This window comes from Stenotrophomonas sp. AS012628, assembly GCF_010608305.1.
Taxonomy (GTDB): Bacteria; Pseudomonadota; Gammaproteobacteria; order Xanthomonadales; family Xanthomonadaceae; genus Stenotrophomonas; species Stenotrophomonas geniculata.
In genome coordinates this window covers 56,043-73,717 of the sequence record NZ_VMBJ01000004.1, presented here as the reverse complement: position 1 = coordinate 73,717, position 17,675 = coordinate 56,043, and the positions used below count along the sequence as shown (strand labels likewise).

The window sequence follows — 17,675 nt, the reverse complement described above, 5'->3', positions numbered from 1 at the left end:
CCTTGGTTCCGTCGCACCCGACCACGAAGCAGCTAGACTGGGACCGTCAAGGAAGGGGGTTCTATGGCTGGTTTCGTGGGGATCGTGGTACTGGTGCTTTTGCTCGTGGTCCTGTTCAACGTTGTGGCGTCCAGGGATCGGGTGATCCGTGAACTGCGCGAACAGTCGGGGCAGCAGGGCAGGGACATTGCCGCGTTGAGGCAAGTGATGGACGCGGTTGCCGATCGCGTGCTTCTGAGCCGCGAGCAACGCCGCGTCAAGTGGTTTGACGAACTTCCACCGTTCGCTCTGGACGATTTCAAAGCCCTCAGCGCCGGTTCTGAGCGCGAGTTGATCATGGCTTGTGGTAGCAGCGACGACACCGAGGTCCTGGGCCTGCACTACCGACACGACCGGCTTGAGTTCCGCAGTGACGGTGAAAAGGACGCGGTTGCGTACGGTGTTGCGCGGCCGTGGGCCACGATCGAGGATCGCCCAGTCAAGATCTATCTCAATCAGTACGCGCTCACATCCAAAATTGTGGGCTTGGATCAGGACGGCTTCGTGAAGCTTGCTCCGTACCGCACACGCTTGCCGGAGTGAGGGCACTGATGGACGACGAGATCGATCAGCTTATTGCTCAGTTGCAGCGGGTGAACTCTAAGGACTTCGATTGGAGCGCAGAGGGAGAGTTCCCCAACTTCGTGACTGTAAGGGGAGGCCAATGCCATTTTTCCAGCCAAGCGCTGGTGAGCCTGTCCCGGATCGGCCGGATGATCCACAGCAACAGGCGCGCGTCGGATGTGCGGATCGAGGTGGCGGAACTGATCAAGATGCTTCGGCCGGTTGTGGCCCATGCTTATGCAGACGGGTTGTTGCAGCGCGGGGACAAAGCGGCAATTCGCAAAGCCAAGCGTGAGTTGCTTGAGCGGCTGGAAGCAAAAATAGAAGAGGCCGCCGATCCCGTCACCCACTTCTTCCCGGCGTGGACCACGGGACTTGAGCGGAAAGGACCTGTCTTCCTTGGGCCGGTCCGAGTTCTGTCTGTATCCGACTGGTTGAAGACCGTTGAAATCTATTCGGGTCCGGAGGATGACTCGATCGACCCTTCGTGGAAGCTGGCAGTGCAGGGTGACGCGGCAAGGCCAACCGATGCACGTACCAGCCTTTTGCTCGATGCCGTCGAAGAGTCGCTAGGCACATGCAACGCCGTTGTTGCAGTGACGATCGAGGGCTTTGAGCAGGAGTTCTCACGAAAGCTCGCCCATATCGCGGCAAAGAATTGTTTAGACATCCTCTCGCTGCTTCATGAGACCCCAGATACGTTTGTCATTCAGGGGCTTATTGAAGACCGCTTGCAGCCGCTTGAGACGCGCACGCTCAGCGAGATGGATGGATTTCTCAATATATCCGGGAACACCAGGCTCAGGCCCATGCTTGGGGGCTCTCGATTTGGCGCTGTTATGGAGCGCGTCAGTGAACTAAGCGGGTCCATTTCCCGAGTTGTAGGGGCCGTTTTGACTGCCCCCGATGTTGCTCACCCCCAACTGTGCGCGCGTTGGTCGATGGCGCTGCATTGGTTTGCTGAAGGTTGCCGCGAGCCTGACGACGCGGTTGCTGTCGCGAAGATTGGCGCTTCGTTGGACGTTCTGTCCGGTGGTGATAAAGCAAGTGGAATTCGCCGGACCGTATGCTGTCTACTGGGTTTGGACAGCGACGCGGTCGTCACGAAGTGGCCCGAGCCGAAGACACTGAAAAAATGGGTTGATGACATCTACGAAAAGGGCCGGTCTCAGATCCTCCACGGCAACCACGTGGACCGGCTTAAGTCCTTTGCGGAAATGCGCCAAGTTGCTCAGCAGTTGTGCGGGATCACGCTTCGGATTTCGCTGGAACGCTTGTGTTCATACGACGGTGCGGATGTACCAAGAGCGTTCCAAACAATGACGGGAACATCGACCGGTTGAGTTTTTGGGCTTGACCAGGTGTACGAAAGCCGCATACGTGTAGGATGCATGCGTCGGATCACGCTTTGAATAATTCAAAAGGAGATGGCAGTGCCGCACACACCCGATATGGATACGCAGGTGTCGCTGTTCTTGTTGCGGTCGCGCGCGCGAACCGCCGACATCCAGCGCCGTTCAATGATGAACCAAACGCTGGACTTGGAGCAGGATCTTCTTCATCAACAAGGTGCGCAGATGTGGCGGCGCTGCTTGCTGCGCGAGGGGCCGCGTCATGCCGAAGAAGTCATCCAGCTTTGGTGTGTTTTCCAGGCGAAGAGGACGGCCTTCGGTGAACTTTCAGGGGATCAGACGGTTGTTGAATTGAAAACTCAATCCATGCGTGCGGACGACAAATTGATCTGCGAAATTGATGAGTGGATTGTTGGAGCGGCATTTCACGACATGCTCCGCTCTACACACTTTAAGACCGCCAGTGGCCGATACCCGCCCCTCATGCTCCAAGCTAGTGAGCAGTTGAATCAAGGCAAGCAGCGTGTAACGAACATATTGAACAACGAGTTGTCGTTTGAAGGGGTGACTGACTACATGAATGTGAACTACAAGCTTGAGGGGCAAGCCACGCGAAATCGAGAAACGCTTGTGGCCTACGCCAAAGCTCTATGGTTCGACCAAGCCGTGTACACCCGCGCTATTAAAGCTGTCGCCGCTGGGGATGTGGATCTGCTGTTGAAGTACGACCAAGCCGTCTACGCTGCGTATGAGAAGGCAGTTTCCCACCCGTCGCTGGCGGACATCATGGTCAAAGTGTTTGCTGCGCTGTGCGCCCAGACGCCTTACAGCACGCGTTTGTTTGACACCGAGTAGGCGACCTTCCTGGCGTGCCTAAGTGAAGACGTTCAGTCAACTTCGTTAGTAATCCTGCTAACGATGGGTGTAGGATACCGGGCCATCGACACCGGCTGCACCCATGGCTTGCCCGTCTACCGTCAACGCCCACCCTGCGCCTGCTGCGGCTTCTTCACCGCTTCTGCCGGTACGCGTGACCTGTGGCTTCCCAAGCCCCGCAGAGGACTTCTACGGCGCCGGCGACGGGCTGGACCTCAACTAGCACTGCATCTCCAACCCTGTGGCCACCTTCTTTGCCCAGGCCGATACCGGAACCTCGATGGTGGGCTTTGGGATCCGGCCTGGGGACACCCTGATTGTCGATCGCTCGCGCACGCCCAGGAGCGGGGACATCGTGATGGTGAACTGGGAAGGCGGGTTCACTGTAAAGAAGTTGGTTCAGCGGCGCGGCCGTTTTGAACTGCATTCGTCCGCAGAAGATATCCCCCCCATCATCGTACCGCCCGACATTGAATTGGATGTGTGGGGCGTGGTCACGTGGTCGTTTACCCGCCACGCTTGACAATATTGGCATCCATGTTTGCTTGAACGTATTAAAGGCAAATTAGGGGTTCAATATGGGAGTCTGTTCATCGTTTAAGTCATATATTTATGTGAAGTCGCTTGAATCATTGATCTCTGTGATCGATTTTATTGATCGACTCTTGATTGTTCTGGTTGTTGCGTGCGGTGTAAGAGCAGTTCAATTATTCTTGTCGGTCAAGCCAAAAAAGACTGGGACATCTTTGGTAGCGCTGTTATGTACAACTCGCATTTCAATAATTCAGCATCGGGCATTCTTAAGGCCGCTGCAAGCGTTGCTGGATTTGAAGTTATACGAGATGCATTCTTGCACAATGCTGCATTTAATCTCGACATCAAGACGACAATTGAGTTGGTCGATTCGGGGCTTTTGGATCAATGTTTTTACGTCGAGGAAATTCTGTTTGAATTGTCTGCGTGGTGCAAATGTCCTGCGGAAATTGAGAGTGTGATTGCAGCCATCATCCGGCGGCGGAGTAAGGTGAGCTACGTGAAAGTGCTTAATCAAGTGACTCGCCCGCCGCTAGAGAATGGGGCGTCAGCCGTCCACCATGTTCTTCGGATCATGCACAAGAATGGCTACGACTTCCACGGCGGTTCTCCTGTAGCACCAGAGACATTCTTTTGCCCAAATCCCAGCCCTGGGTTGATTTCTGATTTGATCGAGTGGGGCGTAAGTGTTGAGCGTCCGACGGAACATGGATTGTCGGAGATGGCCGCATATATCAATTCGGAAATCGATGAAGGCGAACGCCGTATCGCCGAGCGTGACGCTGCAAATATCACCCAAGCACTTGCCGATGCCGGCCTGACGCAAGATGACGCCCCTAAACCCAAAAGAAGGATGTGATGTCTGTTGCGCAACCATTGATCGGCTTGGTGGATGGGAACAACTTCTACTGTTCCGTTGAGCGCGTATTTGACCCGAAGTTGCGCGGGGTTCCTGTTGTTGTGATGTCCAACAACGATGGGTGCGCCATTGCCCGCAGCGAGGAAGCCAAAGCGCTGGGCGTGACCATAGGGCAACCCATCCACCAAATCCCCGCGCACATCCGCAAGCAAATCGCGTTTCGCTCACCCAACTTTGCCTTGTACGGCGACATCTCCGGACGCATCGCCACGATCCTGACCGACCTGTTTCCACAGGTGGAGGTGTACTCGATCGATGAGAGCTTCGTGTCCTTTGACGGGATCCGCGCCCAGGAGAGGCGGGCGGTTGCCATTGAAGCGCGTGCGCGGATCCTGCAATGGGGGGGGGGCCGTGTTGTGTGGGAATTGGACCCACAAAGACGTTGGCAAAAATGGCTAATAAGATTGCCAAGCGCACACCGCATGGGGTGTGGAACGTTCGCCGCAAAGACCTGGGCGCGTTCCCAATCAATGATGTGTGGGGCGTTGGGAGGAAGTTTGCTGCGCGCCTGACGGCCGAGGGGATCCACACAGCAGCGGATCTGGTGGAGATAGATCCGCGAGCCATCCAGGACCGCTACGGGGTGGTGCTGGTCCGTACGCAAACCGAACTCAACGGCGTGCGCTGCGCCGAGCTGCAGGAGGAAGAGCCCGAGCGACAGCAGATCATGGTGTCCCGCTCCTTTGGAACGGAAATTGAAAGCCATGACGACCTGGCGCAAGCGGTGGCCACTTTCGCTCAGCGTGCCGCCGAGAAGTTGCGCGCCCGCCATCTCAAAGCGCACGGGGTGTGGGTGTTCTTCCACACCAACCCGTTTGGGAAGACCTCCCAATACCACCCATCTCGCACCGTCCGTCTGGTTGCGCCGACATCCGACACCCGAATTATTTTGGAAGCGGTACAGGCAGCAACAGCAGCGATGTACCGCCCCAACGTTGCATGGAAGAAGGCCGGGGTAGGGCTGGTGGATCTGAGCGCCGAACACATCCAGCAAGCGGACCTGTTTGCCCCAGCGCGCAACCCCAAAAACGAAGCCTTGATGAAGGTACTGGACGCGGCCAACCACAAATTCGGGCGCGGCAGCGTATCGTTCGCGTCGTCCAGTGCAGCGCCCGACAGTACCCCCGCATGGGCCATGCGGCAGGAGCATCTGTCGCCCTCGTTTACCACACGTTGGAGTGAGATACTGGTTGCCAGATGAGGTGGCACCTAGCCTCATGATGTCTGGCTTACAGATGTAGACAGGCGCGAACGATCACGACAGGGGCTTTTTATGAAATGGATTTTTGGTGTTGCCGCAATGGCCGCGTGTGCCAATCTGTGGGCGAGTGCATCTCCGCTTGCTTCGCCATGCGTGTTGACTGTTGGGGCCGTGGTTGGGACGCATCCCACATTGGAAGTTGCCGCACTGCTGGAGGCGGCGCCGACCACGGATGAATTCCAGACATCGGAGCAACACGCAGCGAACGTAAAGGCATTTCTTGCAACTCTCCCGGCACAAGTGCAGGGCGGGCAATTGTGTGTATCGCCAATCGCCGACCAAAAGTTGTTCGACTACGACGCCGATGCCCAAGTTTTATGGGCAAATGTGGAAGAGGCATCTGGTACGCGGATATTTCGGTCCACTGTAGGTCGAATAACAGTTCGGGATGTTGTGTCCGATGAGTGGGATCAAGTTGTGGATGATCGCGTTCTGACAAACGCAATGGGGGTCCAAGTAGCGGGGATCAACTCCACAAGTAAGTCGGCGTCGGTTGGCTTCACCACAGATCAAATGAATGATCTACACAAGTCGCTGCCGTATCACCGCTTCAAAAGCGCGTTCCCCTCTAGAGCTTTGTCTATTCCAATTGAGTCAGACGCTGCCCGCGATGTGAAGCCGCACGCAGCAATTGTGTATCAGTATCGACTCAGGGATCCATTTGTTGCCCGTGGTACGGATGTCCATGCCGCGACAATCGACGCGCCTGTGAGCATCGCCGTTGAGAAGGTTGTGGTACTGGCAGATCTTGTGGCTGTTGGTGTGATAGATGGCCGGGATGGAAAAGTTCTTGCTGTAAAACCAATGTCGGTATCGGTGAAATAAAATGAAAAGCGCTGTGAGTGTGAGCAGATATCAGTGGGTGCTGTTGGTGTTGCTGGTGCTGTGCGGTCTGCGAAGTGCATATGCGGATGAGTACGAGCCGGAGAATTCCGAAAATTGGGCGGTCAACTCGGCCTGGGTCAAAGAGCTACCGCTTCTTGAGCAAGAGGTTGTGTTGGTTTCGTTGGGGCTTGCTGTATCCACCCACGTGGACACTAAGCTCATCCCGGCCGTGAAGAGTAGGGGGGACATGCAGTGGGTCTTGAAGGTCGCAGGAACTTCAAATGCAATGCTTGTGCCATTAGCTACGAACTCACCTCAAATCAGGGCTTTTTACGAAAGCCGCTCCAAGGTGTACTTGGATGCCATCAGTGGCAGGATTGGTGCAGATGAATTTGAGCGCGTTATGGCCGAAATAACGCGAAAGATGGAGCAGTACACGGCGCACATATCCAAAGAGCAGATTGACCAAGTACGGCGCAAGTACCGAGCGCGACTGTTGGACACGGAAACAGCGCTCATTGCTTTTTCAAAGCTCAGAGTCCAATAGTTCTGGCAATAAAAAAGCCCGCTATAAGCGGGCGTAGGTGATGCATTTTTCGCGCCTCAGTCTTTAAAGGTAACTTTGAAGGTATCCAGATCTTCCTGGGACGGTTCCTCAGCCGGTTCGGCCTTCTTCTCCGCCCGAACTTCCTTGGTGACGCGGCTCATCGTCTTATATTGCTTCTTTGTGTAAGCAGCCTTTCGATCGTTGGCCGCGCGGAGCGCGCAAAGCGTGTTGATGAAGGTGCCATCGACACCCGGAACGTTAATCAGCAGCGCAATTGCGTCGGGACTGGCGCCCTCATTGACGTTTTCAGCAATGCGGTTGGTGGTGTGCATCATCCGCACATCGATATCGTGGAACTTTTTGGCCATTTCAATACTCTCTTGCCGGAGCGGCGAGAAAGATATAGGCAAAGATTTTTGCGGATGACAAGCTTCGCCGGACCGTTAGCTGAACGATGCACTCTCCCGCTCTCACCACGCCTGAGTAAGCCACCACTAAGTCTATGGGGGCTGACCAACCCACAACCCAAGCGGCAGTGGTCAACGGGCTGGATGAACCAGCGTGCAATTTTTCAACATTGGCGTGCCTGAGACGTGTCCGTTGCCCAGGCAATCCAGCGTCACCGACCGCCCACTGCGCAAACCGGCCAGTTCGTCCTTGCGTGCCGGGTCCAGCACAGCCACGGGCCGGTCGTGGATCCCTGTGCCCTTAAAGGCCAAGGAGGGGGAGCGGCGGTACAGGGCGGGCTCTTCGGCAACCACCCCAGTGACCCGCAGCCGTTGGCCCTTGTAGCGCCTGTCGGCAGAGGCAGCGTCACGGGCGTAGGCGGCGACAAGCACCTTGGCGTCCACAGGGGCCGGCTGTGGAAGGATTCCAGCAACGGCCAGCAGGAAAACGGTCGATATCAGGCTCATGTCGGTGTGTAATGGTGGCTCAACGGCCATGCTACACGCAGCCTGTCGTTCCTCTGAACCCTAATGGTTACTTCCCTGGCCGGCTGGGGTGTATCCGACAAAGGGGGGGCTGGGTTCCGACCGGTTGATTGGTGCAAGATCTGGCTAGGGCCGGCTTATCATCGACGTTTTACGATCAAAAAGTACATACAGGGGAAAACATGAAAAGGATCTTCGCGATCGCCGCGCTTGTGGGGTGTGGCAGTCTGTCGGCAGCGCCGTTGCCGCTCACCACTCCGTGCACACTGGAAGAGGGCGCAACCCTCCCAACCAATTTTGCCGGGCACGACATGGTGGCGGTGTACAACGCCTTGAATTCGATACCGGCCAAAGACGAGTTTGAGACTGCTGCGGATCACGCCACGCGTGTCAAAAGCGCTGTCGCTGGCCTCCAAGCGGCAATTGCCACGGGACAACTGTGCGCGGACAGCATGGTGATCAGCCCATTGGTTGACAGGTGGAAGTACAACGCTGAGAAACGCCAGTACGAAGTAACGGCTCTGTACACCAAGATGCATCGTGTCAGTGGCTACTACGCACCGATCTACGGCAAAGAGACGAGGCGACGCGAAAGCTCGTATATGGGAACCAACGCCTATGGTGTGACCGCGCGCGTCCCAAAGGTTGAGCGAACAACCTACCAAGTTGCACTGCCACGCAACGCGCTCACCGATGCCGCGTCTGACGTTCCTGGCTTGACAGTGGACAAAGAGTCGATTGTGGCCATTCTTCCTATGGAGCCTGCCGATGCGCGCGCGCATAAAGGCCGCCTTACGGAGATCTACCAGTATGAAGTTGTTCCGCCCCTCATTTCGCAGGACACCGAGCTGGAATACCCGACCTTTGATCTTCCGACGCATTACGAGAACGAGCAGCACTTCATTGAAGGGCGCTTGATCAAAGTTGCCGTAGTTGATGTCAAGACCGGCACCATCCTCAAGGTGTACGAACTGGGGAACGATCAGTGACGTTCAAGCTTGTGGACGTGGAAGAATTGGTTGCACAGGCCAAGATGTCCGGCGTGAGCAAGATCAGCGTGGATGTTCCCTTGCTTGCGTCCTACTCCCAAGACGCGTGCGTGACGCAAACGCAGTGGATGGCCGGCCCCCACTTCAACAAGAACTACGCATGGCTGCACGTGGACGCGGAGGGCGTGCCGTTCTACGCCGGCTACGGTCGTGGGGCCTTCGCGTGGCAGAAGAACGGTGGTGTAGCCTGGGAATGGTTTGTTCGTGAGCGGCTGGGCGGTGAGTACCGCGTGGTGGTGTTGGCCGTTGGCATGTCGGAGGCCCACGCCCAAAGCATTTTTGAACAGATGTTGGAGACCTATAACAAACGGCTACTCAACCAAACAAGCTTCCACCGGGGCATGGATTACGCGGCGCTCAAGGAAGAGAACGACAAAAAAGACGCCATCCGCCCGTATTACCCGATCGTGCGCAGCAAGAAGCCAGCTGCAGTGATCTTCCAGGCCGCACTCACGGCCCAAAATATGCAATACGCCCTCAACCCCTACCGGACCGAGACCGGACGTTTTGGTGAGGTGCTGCGGGATATGGACGCGTACCAGCCAATCAACACATCGTTCATTACGTACATTGTGGAGTGGTACATGGGGCAGGGAGACATTGAGGCGGCACGGGAGGCACTGGCCGAATTCAAGCGGCGCGCCCCCCGGCACAACAGACATGAAAGAATTACGCGGTTGGATAAGCTTGTCGGACGCGGGCGCTTCTGCCGGCGTCCAGGCTGGCTCGACCAGTAGCGCTATTCATCATTCCTTGGGCGGACGGCGCCGGCGAGTGGACTCAGGAAGCAGCCAGCCACTTGCCACCTCATCCACAATTCGATAAGCGTTCTTCTGGCGCTCTACGTCGGAGTTGATTGCGTTCTTTTCATTTGCTCTGAACTGTTCAAAGTCGCGCTCAATATCTTGACCTTCACCAGTTCCAGCCCACTTCTGTCCCAACTGACGTGCAGCGGCTGTGCAGCACGAGCGGTCAACCAAGATGTCTGCCGCCAAGTCACGCATCACGTCATGACGAGCTTGCATTTGCACCAGCTGTAACCGAAGGTTGGCGATTTCGCGCTGGGCTTCTTGCAATCTCTGGATGTTGTCCAGGTCGTTTCGAGCCTTCAACCTCTTGAGCTTTTCGTCCTGCTGATCGTTCTTGATCATCATCACAGCGGTTACGCCCGCGCTGCGTTGGACTTCATCTGCAAGCAGGTTTTGAGTGTCGGCGCCGCTTGAAACAATTACGTCGCCAGTTTGTTTGATGTAGCTCATGAAGCCCCCTTTGATGTGGATACACTGATTCATTACACCAGTAATCATGATTTGGCAAGGGGTGTAAAAGATAAGGCCGGTGCGTGCACCGGCCCATTCTCATTTGTCGCGGCCACCAAACTTTAAAAGTAATTTCAGAATAATTTTTAGCTTGGAGTTTGGGGTGTGACTTAAAATTGCAATTATTACCACGATAGTTATATAGATATCCATTATTTTTCCTTCTATTGGGATATTGCATATTCATCTCTGAAGTGTGCGGTGGGAATTCTACACGTCGCGTTATAATTAACAATAGGTGTCAGCGGTCGCCTGCCAATGAGGGTCTAAATCAAATTAAAGTCGGGCTTTGTATGGGAAGAATTCGAACTAATGAATGAATCAAGCCAGGGTGGACGCATGACTTCACACAAGACGTACATTGGTTCCAAGAGCATTTATCACATCTGCAACGCTCGTGCCGCTGCTGAAATGATCATTACGGGGTCATACAGATCGAACAAGATCGGTTACGACGGTGGGATGAACTTCTGCGGCGTGCTTGGGCCAGTCGGCAATACATGGCCCAGGGGGCGTGGTGCTAGGTTGCATTGCAAATGGGAAGGGCTTATCAGTGTGCCCCTGCCGTACGAAGCGCATGACTATTCGACGCCAAACGTGCTGTACGACTTCAATGGGTCCGGTAATCATCATCAAAACAACGATCCTCGATGGTTCTTGCCGTACGGCTCAACAGTTGTCATCACTGGTTTGGAGTGTGAACCTGAACGCTTGGAGGAGTACTACCTACAACGATCAGGGCTTATCAGATCCTGGAAGTATCGTTTAGCGTCGCCTCAAAAAAGGTTGGATTACCTTAAATCCTTTCATGAATTTCTGAACAAGCAGTGCGGTGAAGGTGGTAAAAAGTTAAGGATTGAAAAAGGTGACCCCACGTTTAGCAACGGCGGGGACTTCTTCGGGCGCCGACTTGGCGGACGAAATTTGTCGGGAATTTAACCCACTGAGCTTGACTCCCAACCGAAAGGGGAGCTAGCTAGCAGGGTGTGCAGCGGTCGATGCATGCCGATAGCCGTTCCGAGGCAGATCGTTCCAGCACTTTTGTTTGAGGGTGGGGCTGTGCGCACGTCGAACGCCGTTCCAATGAGCTTGACAAAGTTCGCATCCGTGTTTGTTTGATGCTGACCCATATACAAAGGAGGACTTATGAACTTGGTGAATATTGCGGGGCAAGTCAGTCGGGACGCGGACCAAAGCACCAGCGACCTGTTAAACAAAAACAAGCAATTCGCGGAAGGGCAGGCCGAGCTTCGAAGAATTAAGCTAGATCAGCAGGATGAAAAGCGCGAGCGCAGGAGCATGCGCGATGAACTGGAAGCCATTCAATACGGGCAAGAAAAAGCTCGCGAAGCGGAGGCTTTGAAAAGTGAGTTGCGTAAGCTAAAACACAGCAATGAGGTTCTGCGCGACATCGCTGCGGATGTCATTTTGGACCGCTCTAGCATTCGTAAAGCAATTGACGCGCTCAAAGGCAAGTGGGCAGATCCAGCGCGCTTTGAAGAATTTGACGGAGACTACGTGCGCATGCGCGCAGAGGAAAAGCAGAAGATCGAAGGCGACGCTGACCAGCAAAACAAGGCTTACAACTTAGTCGATGATGTTCTGAGTGGTTGGTCCCATCCGTCTTCGACACGGCGTCGTCGTCCACCGCCATCGAGGTTGTAATGCTTAGATTGACTCTTTCAAAATGGCCCCCAATTGGGGTATTTTTCGTGGTTGAAATTTTTCGATCTCGATTTACAACTGGAATGACGTGTGCTTGCGTGGGGGGCTTGACAAGTTATCGATCTGTGTTTGGTTGAATGCAGATCACGTGGAGCATGCCAAATGCTGAACCAAGGGGCTCCCCCGTATTACAACATCTATGGCTACACGCCTTTACACGCCGCAGCGCAGGCCTGTGACCTGGACGGTGTGCGTGCTCTGATCGATCAAGGTTGGGACATCAATGCGCTCAGCGAAATGGGGGAGACCCCACTTCACGCGTTTGTCTGGGGCGCTGCACGAATGGATGAAGTGACCGGTCATGTCAACGAAATGGAGCGCGCAATAGTTCGTCTGCTGTTGGACCTGGGAGCCAACCCAGACTTGCCGTGTGGATCCGGCATGACCGCAAAAGATGCTGCTAAATTCAATGCCCGCTCGGATCTGTGTGAACTCATTGAGGCCTACGAGCAGCGGGGTGTGATCTGGATCGAAATAGGCTCTGTGCCTGACATTTCGCACCCTAAAAGAAAGATGTAGGAAGCTTGGCAATGGAAATCCCATGCGATATGATCGAATTGCCAATAGCGGCCTTACAGACGAATTGCTGAGATGACCGATAAATCTTTGAGTTGGAAAGAAGCCCAGGCGTTGGAGGAGAAGCTTGCTAAGGAATTGGCGGCTCTGGAAGAAAAGCAGGCTGCGGATCGTCTGCGCATCCAAGAAGCTCGTCGCGCTTCTGCCGGTGATGCTCTGAATGAAGCATTGGAAACGCTTTCCAACATTGCCGAGTACCTGACCGACGCACAGAAGGCTCAGGTGAGCAACTTCTTTGGCCCCGCCAAGAAGATCAAGGGTGCTTCTAAGACCCGTAGCGCCACGCCGAAGGCGCCGCGCGAACACAACCGCTTCTTGCACGATGGTAAGAAGACCCCGTTTGCGTACGGCGGCAAGGGTCGTAAGCCCGACATTCTGCGCGACTTTGAAGCAAGCGAAGCAGGTGTAAAGCTGATCAAGGAAGGCAAGCCGACGTACGGCGATCTGTAATAAACGCACCCCATACATATAAGCCCGCGAAAGCGGGCTTTTTTTTTGTTTCCGAGAATGGATATTGACAAATGCGCATTCTCTGTTTGGATCAATATGTGCGCGAATTCAGGAGGGGCTTATGCGGAAATACCACTACGAATGGATATCTGTATCTGAGCAAACGTTCTGGTTTCCCAAGGGAGTGCACGACTACTTGTGCAAAGGCGGCATCAACCTGGACTACATGAAGATGCGCCGACATACGGGAAGAAAAAACTAATGACCATTGAGCAACGATTGAAGGCAAACAAAATGGAGGGTTAATGACCAAACACGCAGCAAACTATTCGATTTACCAAGATACGCAACAGGTGCGCAGCGCACTGAAAGGCTTCGCGAGCTCGCTAGGTGTCCCATTAAGGGCATACATCAAACAAGCCATCGATGGGTTCGTTCAGGAACCGCACTTTGATCGCGCAGAGTTTGATCGCTTGAACTGCGGGCAAATGCACCGCGTTGCCAATGCTCCCAAGAGGGTGTGGATTGCAACCCCGTGTGGCGAGAGTGATGAGGTGGAAGAGTTCAAAGAGCTCGCTCACAGCTTTGGGGTGTTGCCCTGCGAATTGATGCGGTACGCCGTTGCCACCCAGGTGGTGGGCTTTCCTCGCCCGATACCGATTGAAGCGGACCCTCCCCATTCGTTCCGCTTGATGGTCGGAGTTGAAACAGCGCACGCGCTTAAGCTGCAGGCAGAAAAGCTGGACATGCCAGTGAAGACGCTGATTGTGGAGATCGTCAACGACGGATTGAAGCAGAATGTTCCCGTCGCGAACCGTGGCACGCCATCGGGTGAAAAAAAGGTGGTGGTGACCACCATTGACGGCAAGCGCTTTGCATACGCGCAACTGCTGCTCCAGGCGGCTCAAGAAAAAATTCGGCCAAGCAAGTTGGTGCAACACTACATCGAAAGTGCGTTAGGCAATGCGACATTTTTGGAGTCGTTGCACACCCGCTACAAGGGGGCGGTATGAAATCCATTCGATATTTCAGGCATTTCCATGACGTTAAATCGGTGACGGTTGAGCCTGACGGAGGGCTTGCCGTTGAGCTTGGCGTCCCATATCTGAGCAAAAGCCGAATTGTCTACGAAGGAGACAATGTAGACGAGGAGCTTGTGAACAACCACGTTGAGCCATCTTTGCTGTATCGAGCGTTGTGGATTCGCCGGTACTCACAGCGACCAAATGTGGGCGCTCAGATGGTGGTGACCGATAAAATGGCGGCCATTGATACAATCACCAACGCCGAAATTACCATCCAAGACGTGACTAAGCTTGCCGGTGATTTGGGCTTGATCAATCCCTCAGAAACCTAATTGTGGGATCTTGCACATCACCTGGAAGGGCGAACGTACGACAAAGCATCGCTAAAAGAGTGTGTGGAGTTGGTTGTTGCGGCGCGGCCCAGCATTGTTCAAGAGATTGACGCCCTGGCGCGTAAGTACCGCGTGGTGTTACCTGTCACCGCGAGCCTGATTGCAAAAGTTGTGCCATGGAAAAGATCGGCGTTGCTGCTTGATGTCCTGCGCAAAAAAAGCCAAATCAGCAAGAAAGAATATCAAGAATTGAATGTTCGGCTTGAGGGTGGGGTGTTGGCGTAACTGGAAATGCAATAACCGCGTTTGCGATAGAAAGAGCCTGGCATTTGCTGGGCTTTTTTGTGGGCTATGTATTGATAATTGCAAATTCTTTGCTTCACTCGATATGTCTACATCAAGCAATAAAGGAGGTTCTAATGATCACTAGCGCCAAGATGGAAGTATCAATATATGCATTGTTCTTGGTCCTGATGGCCCAATTGACAGCCTTGTTCCACTCGAAAGTGACGGGAATGAGTTTCTCCATTTCTATCTGTGCCGCTCTGTTTGCAGTGGGGTGTGCTGCTTTCGCTGGGAAAATAATTTGTAAAAAATACAAAATAGGTATTGACGAATGCAAATTGTTTGCTTTAATGAATACATAATCACAAAGGAGATAAAAATGATTTTAGCAACTTTAATTACAGCAATCGGTTTTTATTCAATCATATCCACGGCAATCAATGCCCTGGTCAATTTCTAATAAGCAACCATAAGGAGGTTCGCAATGGAAAAATATATCAATGAAACAACAATCAAGGTGGCTGCAATTGGATTGATTGTCTGCGCAGGCTTGTACGTATTCTCTTTGATTGTCGGCAGTTTGTTCGGTGCGGCGACAATATCGACGTCTCAGTTTGACCGAGCCGAAGCAATTGTTTCGTCGGCTTACACAAAGTGAGGTGGGCCAATGATCAGGAGTTACATGCCTTTGGTGGACTGGCTGAGAAAAGAGCGCATTGAGCGCAAGGTGCGCCGCAAAAGCAATCTGTGCAACCGGCAGCTGGACAAGATGAGGAGAAAATAATATGAGCCCATCAAAACTGCTAAGCGCCATTGATGCCGGAAATGCTGCCGCCGTTCGCTCAATACTCAAGGAAGCCTCAGCTCGGGATGTGCTTGAAGCCATGCAGGCGGTCAACCGCCGCATTGCAGGAACAGATCTGTTTCCTATCGTTGTGGCCTGCCAACGTTACAGCGAGGCCGAAGAGGACAAGAAGAAGTCGTATGATCAGATTTGCCGGGCAATGATTGAAGCCGGTGTCTGTTTGGGGCAGGAATTCGCACGCAGACGCAATTCGCATGGATTTGTTTCTGGCTCAGGTCAGACAATATTTATGCGCTACCGCAACTCATTGCCTCCTGCTATCCGTCAGCATATTGAGGCTGACTACCATACGTCTGATACGTATTTCATCCAAAGGCGTAGCGCTATAGCGTAATTAAACATACTAACAACTAAAGAGGTGTCTATGAATAACAAAACGTACTACAAAAAGAAAAAACAAATACTGGCTGTCATGTGGGTGGCAACTGTTTGCTTTGTCACGGGAATTTTGTATGTGGCTTTCATTGAGCCCAACTATCCTGACATTTATGACGCGGCTCCAGTCGCCCAAATCGGAGAAAACGTGCATGGATAAAATATACGAACAGATCGAGCGCACCACAGAAATGCTCACGGAGAACCGCAGAGAGTTGTATGAGAACATTACTGACGCGCATGTCGCACTGCTTTCAGATCTCTATGTGGCCGTCAAAGAACTTTTGGACTCACGCGACGAAGAGTGAAATATGCCGCCGTTCAGTTAAAAGGGACCGTCAATCGGTCCCTTTTTTGTTGTGCTTAATTAGTTGAAGCAACGCGGACTCCACCTGACGCTCCCGCTGTCTGTGGTCTGTCAGCGCACCGCTGAGCATCCGAAGATCTGCAAGATGGAGTTGATTTGCAGTGCGATGCGCTGCCGTCGCGCGCTTGTTTGCATAGCGTTTGCGTTCCGCACGGGCGGAGGACTTATGGGACCGTGGCGCGACCAAGATGCGACGAGGGGCAGGTGTTTGGCTTCGCCTGCATCGAGCACGGTTCGCGCGCACGGTATTGAACGTCCAATCCCAAAACTGAACCCAATCATCTGAGACGGCCTGGTGGGGCCTGTCGCCCGCAACAATCAAGAGAGCGTTCTCTTCGATGAGCTCCCAGGCTGCGGAGTTGAAATCGTCTGCGCTCATTTCAAACACCACCATCTCAGAACTGCTATCGCCAAAGACCAGTTGGGCTCCAAAGCCCACCCGAAGCAACGCTGCGATCTCGCCGACGCGCGAGGGTGAGCCGGAGTGTTGGGCTAAGGCGATGTGGCAGTGAGTACTGTTCTGGGAAACCAGCAGACGCGTGCGCTCGTTTTGGAACCGCTGGGCAAGTTTGTTCCTCACAGGCTTTATGCCAGAGCGCGGAGAGACGTGCGTGAGGTGGTTCGCCGACAGAAACAAGGCGTTCGCTCTCCGATCAATGATGCGTTGGGTGTGGGTGTGATCCGCCAAGGCGAGCGCGCCGCTTTCAAGGACGTGCAACACATCCACGCGGGCGTAGCGTTCCAGGCACGACCGGCACGCGGGTGCGCGGTTGAAGATGTCTTGTGGTCCACCCAGGTGCGTTGGGATCAAGTGAGTCACACCCCAGGCGGCTTTACGTTCGCGGTTCAGTGGACGAGCGCAGTACACACAAACGCCTTTCCACAAATCAAAGACCGTTGCCCGCTGATACCTGGGGACGCGGCAACGTGCGGGTTTGGATTTCTCTAGGAGCAGTTGTGCGCGCTCTGGGGGAAGCATGGGTGTGCCTTTAACTGGGGAAGTGTTCAATCAGATAAGCAGAAATCCCCATTTGGTCAATATCCATTGTTGTTTGAAGTGATGGGTGAGTCGAATAAAAAACAAAAGCTTCATAACAAGCAGCACCAAACGACGAGGGCAGCATCAAGCGAGAAGGAGGGGGCTTCAACAAAACATCTAAGGAAAAGTCGTACATCCCGCCACATGGCGGGATTTTTTCTTTGGTAGGAAGGCCGGGCGAGAGCAATGGCTTTGAAAAATTTTATTGATGGCCTGTGGCAAACGTGAGCGGGGGAATTGAGGCGACCGAGTACGGATGGCGGGAAGGGACAGTGTTCTGAATGAATTGAAATTTCATTTGGCCGACGATTAACGGCCAAGGTAAGCCGAAGGAGTGGGGCGGAGGAGAGCGAAAGAAAAAAAAACGAAAAGCTAAAAAGAAAAAAGCAACAGCCGGGGTGGCCGAAGACAAAGCGAGG

Annotated in this window: 26 protein-coding genes; 22 read left to right on the top strand and 4 right to left on the bottom strand. The window is 53.8% G+C overall.

From position 1 onward, the window contains the following. Positions 1-63 precede the first annotated feature (63 nt). The 9 genes from G5A07_RS03545 (at position 64) to G5A07_RS03510 (ending at position 6,917) form a co-directional block, all read left to right on the top strand. The gene (locus G5A07_RS03545) at positions 64-582 is read left to right on the top strand and encodes a hypothetical protein (RefSeq protein ID WP_191862784.1); all 519 of its coding nucleotides are present in this window, start codon (positions 64-66) and stop codon (positions 580-582) included. A gap of 8 nt (positions 583-590) precedes the next feature. Then, on the top strand, positions 591-1,946 hold the full coding sequence (locus G5A07_RS03540; protein WP_191862782.1) for a hypothetical protein: 1,356 nt from the start codon (positions 591-593) through the stop codon (positions 1,944-1,946). 90 nt (positions 1,947-2,036) lie between these two features. Then, positions 2,037-2,810, top strand: a complete 774-nt coding sequence (locus G5A07_RS03535; protein ID WP_191862780.1) for a hypothetical protein — start codon at positions 2,037-2,039, stop codon at positions 2,808-2,810. 262 nt (positions 2,811-3,072) lie between these two features. Beyond that, on the top strand, positions 3,073-3,354 hold the full coding sequence (locus G5A07_RS22405) for a S24 family peptidase (protein ID WP_262405816.1): 282 nt from the start codon (positions 3,073-3,075) through the stop codon (positions 3,352-3,354). A 237-nt stretch (positions 3,355-3,591) separates the two neighbouring features. Then, positions 3,592-4,224, top strand: a complete 633-nt coding sequence (locus G5A07_RS03525) for a hypothetical protein (protein WP_191862778.1) — start codon at positions 3,592-3,594, stop codon at positions 4,222-4,224. Next, positions 4,224-4,796: a hypothetical protein gene (locus tag G5A07_RS22565; RefSeq protein ID WP_316248765.1), complete on the top strand. Its 573-nt coding sequence runs from the start codon at positions 4,224-4,226 to the stop codon at positions 4,794-4,796. The genes G5A07_RS03525 and G5A07_RS22565 overlap by 1 nt, the downstream gene beginning before the upstream one ends. Positions 4,797-4,951: 155 nt before the next feature. Continuing rightward, positions 4,952-5,485 carry a DUF4113 domain-containing protein gene (locus tag G5A07_RS22560; RefSeq protein ID WP_316248766.1) on the top strand — a complete coding sequence of 178 codons (534 nt, stop codon included), beginning with the start codon at positions 4,952-4,954 and terminating at the stop codon, positions 5,483-5,485. A 72-nt stretch (positions 5,486-5,557) separates the two neighbouring features. Continuing rightward, the gene (locus G5A07_RS03515) at positions 5,558-6,370 is read left to right on the top strand and encodes a hypothetical protein (protein ID WP_191862776.1); all 813 of its coding nucleotides are present in this window, start codon (positions 5,558-5,560) and stop codon (positions 6,368-6,370) included. 1 nt (position 6,371) lies between these two features. After that, positions 6,372-6,917 (top strand): hypothetical protein, encoded by a 546-nt coding sequence (locus G5A07_RS03510; RefSeq protein WP_191862775.1) that lies wholly within the window; start codon positions 6,372-6,374, stop codon positions 6,915-6,917. 56 nt (positions 6,918-6,973) lie between these two features. Here the strand turns inward: G5A07_RS03510 and G5A07_RS03505 are convergent, their stop codons facing one another. Then, positions 6,974-7,285, bottom strand: coding sequence for a hypothetical protein (locus tag G5A07_RS03505; RefSeq protein WP_191862773.1), 312 nt, complete (start codon positions 7,283-7,285; stop codon positions 6,974-6,976). 171 nt (positions 7,286-7,456) lie between these two features. Next, positions 7,457-7,831, bottom strand: coding sequence for a hypothetical protein (locus tag G5A07_RS03500; RefSeq protein ID WP_191862771.1), 375 nt, complete (start codon positions 7,829-7,831; stop codon positions 7,457-7,459). Positions 7,832-8,031: 200 nt separating this feature from the next. Here G5A07_RS03500 and G5A07_RS03495 point away from each other — a divergent pair, with 200 nt between their 5' ends. Continuing rightward, positions 8,032-8,838, top strand: a complete 807-nt coding sequence (locus G5A07_RS03495; RefSeq protein WP_262405815.1) for a hypothetical protein — start codon at positions 8,032-8,034, stop codon at positions 8,836-8,838. Then, complete coding sequence (locus tag G5A07_RS03490) at positions 8,835-9,635, top strand: hypothetical protein (protein ID WP_191862769.1); 801 nt, start codon at positions 8,835-8,837, stop codon at positions 9,633-9,635. Before G5A07_RS03495 ends, G5A07_RS03490 begins: the two co-directional genes overlap by 4 nt. A 9-nt stretch (positions 9,636-9,644) precedes the next feature. Here G5A07_RS03490 and G5A07_RS03485 read toward each other — a convergent pair whose 3' ends face one another. Further along, entirely contained in the window at positions 9,645-10,157 is a 513-nt protein-coding gene (locus G5A07_RS03485) for a hypothetical protein (protein WP_191862767.1), read from the bottom strand. Positions 10,158-10,556: 399 nt separating this feature from the next. Here G5A07_RS03485 and G5A07_RS03480 point away from each other — a divergent pair, with 399 nt between their 5' ends. From G5A07_RS03480 to G5A07_RS03430, 11 genes are all read left to right on the top strand, one after another. Further along, complete coding sequence (locus G5A07_RS03480; protein ID WP_191862765.1) at positions 10,557-11,156, top strand: hypothetical protein; 600 nt, start codon at positions 10,557-10,559, stop codon at positions 11,154-11,156. A gap of 207 nt (positions 11,157-11,363) precedes the next feature. Beyond that, positions 11,364-11,882 (top strand): hypothetical protein, encoded by a 519-nt coding sequence (locus tag G5A07_RS03475; protein ID WP_191862763.1) that lies wholly within the window; start codon positions 11,364-11,366, stop codon positions 11,880-11,882. 162 nt (positions 11,883-12,044) lie between these two features. Continuing rightward, positions 12,045-12,461 (top strand): ankyrin repeat domain-containing protein, encoded by a 417-nt coding sequence (locus G5A07_RS03470; RefSeq protein ID WP_191862762.1) that lies wholly within the window; start codon positions 12,045-12,047, stop codon positions 12,459-12,461. Between the two features lie 72 nt (positions 12,462-12,533). Then, on the top strand, positions 12,534-12,968 hold the full coding sequence (locus G5A07_RS03465) for a hypothetical protein (protein ID WP_191862760.1): 435 nt from the start codon (positions 12,534-12,536) through the stop codon (positions 12,966-12,968). A 305-nt stretch (positions 12,969-13,273) separates the two neighbouring features. Beyond that, positions 13,274-13,981: a hypothetical protein gene (locus G5A07_RS03460; protein ID WP_191862758.1), complete on the top strand. Its 708-nt coding sequence runs from the start codon at positions 13,274-13,276 to the stop codon at positions 13,979-13,981. Continuing rightward, the gene (locus tag G5A07_RS03455) at positions 13,978-14,325 is read left to right on the top strand and encodes a hypothetical protein (protein ID WP_191862756.1); all 348 of its coding nucleotides are present in this window, start codon (positions 13,978-13,980) and stop codon (positions 14,323-14,325) included. The genes G5A07_RS03460 and G5A07_RS03455 overlap by 4 nt, the downstream gene beginning before the upstream one ends. Beyond that, complete coding sequence (locus tag G5A07_RS03450) at positions 14,326-14,610, top strand: hypothetical protein (RefSeq protein ID WP_191862754.1); 285 nt, start codon at positions 14,326-14,328, stop codon at positions 14,608-14,610. A 134-nt stretch (positions 14,611-14,744) separates the two neighbouring features. Continuing rightward, on the top strand, positions 14,745-14,972 hold the full coding sequence (locus G5A07_RS03445; protein ID WP_191862752.1) for a hypothetical protein: 228 nt from the start codon (positions 14,745-14,747) through the stop codon (positions 14,970-14,972). A 122-nt stretch (positions 14,973-15,094) separates the two neighbouring features. Next, the gene (locus G5A07_RS03440) at positions 15,095-15,268 is read left to right on the top strand and encodes a hypothetical protein (protein ID WP_191862751.1); all 174 of its coding nucleotides are present in this window, start codon (positions 15,095-15,097) and stop codon (positions 15,266-15,268) included. A gap of 127 nt (positions 15,269-15,395) precedes the next feature. After that, positions 15,396-15,809, top strand: a complete 414-nt coding sequence (locus G5A07_RS03435; protein ID WP_191862749.1) for a hypothetical protein — start codon at positions 15,396-15,398, stop codon at positions 15,807-15,809. A gap of 193 nt (positions 15,810-16,002) precedes the next feature. Next, positions 16,003-16,158, top strand: coding sequence for a hypothetical protein (locus G5A07_RS03430; RefSeq protein ID WP_191862747.1), 156 nt, complete (start codon positions 16,003-16,005; stop codon positions 16,156-16,158). Positions 16,159-16,188: 30 nt separating this feature from the next. Here the strand turns inward: G5A07_RS03430 and G5A07_RS03425 are convergent, their stop codons facing one another. Further along, the gene (locus G5A07_RS03425) at positions 16,189-16,944 is read right to left on the bottom strand and encodes a hypothetical protein (RefSeq protein WP_262405814.1); all 756 of its coding nucleotides are present in this window, start codon (positions 16,942-16,944) and stop codon (positions 16,189-16,191) included. Between the last annotated feature and the right edge of the window lie 731 nt (positions 16,945-17,675).

Coding starts and splice junctions, on each gene's coding strand:
- G5A07_RS03545 (WP_191862784.1), top strand. CDS start 64: ATGGCTGGTTTCGTGGGGATCGTGGTACTGGTGCTTTTGCTCGTGGTC.
- G5A07_RS03540 (WP_191862782.1), top strand. CDS start 591: ATGGACGACGAGATCGATCAGCTTATTGCTCAGTTGCAGCGGGTGAAC.
- G5A07_RS03525 (WP_191862778.1), top strand. CDS start 3,592: ATGTACAACTCGCATTTCAATAATTCAGCATCGGGCATTCTTAAGGCC.
- G5A07_RS22565 (WP_316248765.1), top strand. CDS start 4,224: ATGTCTGTTGCGCAACCATTGATCGGCTTGGTGGATGGGAACAACTTC.
- G5A07_RS22560 (WP_316248766.1), top strand. CDS start 4,952: ATGGTGTCCCGCTCCTTTGGAACGGAAATTGAAAGCCATGACGACCTG.
- G5A07_RS03515 (WP_191862776.1), top strand. CDS start 5,558: ATGAAATGGATTTTTGGTGTTGCCGCAATGGCCGCGTGTGCCAATCTG.
- G5A07_RS03510 (WP_191862775.1), top strand. CDS start 6,372: ATGAAAAGCGCTGTGAGTGTGAGCAGATATCAGTGGGTGCTGTTGGTG.
- G5A07_RS03505 (WP_191862773.1), bottom strand. CDS start 7,285: ATGGCCAAAAAGTTCCACGATATCGATGTGCGGATGATGCACACCACC.
- G5A07_RS03500 (WP_191862771.1), bottom strand. CDS start 7,831: ATGAGCCTGATATCGACCGTTTTCCTGCTGGCCGTTGCTGGAATCCTT.
- G5A07_RS03495 (WP_262405815.1), top strand. CDS start 8,032: ATGAAAAGGATCTTCGCGATCGCCGCGCTTGTGGGGTGTGGCAGTCTG.
- G5A07_RS03485 (WP_191862767.1), bottom strand. CDS start 10,157: ATGAGCTACATCAAACAAACTGGCGACGTAATTGTTTCAAGCGGCGCC.
- G5A07_RS03480 (WP_191862765.1), top strand. CDS start 10,557: ATGACTTCACACAAGACGTACATTGGTTCCAAGAGCATTTATCACATC.
- G5A07_RS03475 (WP_191862763.1), top strand. CDS start 11,364: ATGAACTTGGTGAATATTGCGGGGCAAGTCAGTCGGGACGCGGACCAA.
- G5A07_RS03470 (WP_191862762.1), top strand. CDS start 12,045: ATGCTGAACCAAGGGGCTCCCCCGTATTACAACATCTATGGCTACACG.
- G5A07_RS03465 (WP_191862760.1), top strand. CDS start 12,534: ATGACCGATAAATCTTTGAGTTGGAAAGAAGCCCAGGCGTTGGAGGAG.
- G5A07_RS03460 (WP_191862758.1), top strand. CDS start 13,274: ATGACCAAACACGCAGCAAACTATTCGATTTACCAAGATACGCAACAG.
- G5A07_RS03455 (WP_191862756.1), top strand. CDS start 13,978: ATGAAATCCATTCGATATTTCAGGCATTTCCATGACGTTAAATCGGTG.
- G5A07_RS03445 (WP_191862752.1), top strand. CDS start 14,745: ATGATCACTAGCGCCAAGATGGAAGTATCAATATATGCATTGTTCTTG.
- G5A07_RS03440 (WP_191862751.1), top strand. CDS start 15,095: ATGGAAAAATATATCAATGAAACAACAATCAAGGTGGCTGCAATTGGA.
- G5A07_RS03435 (WP_191862749.1), top strand. CDS start 15,396: ATGAGCCCATCAAAACTGCTAAGCGCCATTGATGCCGGAAATGCTGCC.
- G5A07_RS03430 (WP_191862747.1), top strand. CDS start 16,003: ATGGATAAAATATACGAACAGATCGAGCGCACCACAGAAATGCTCACG.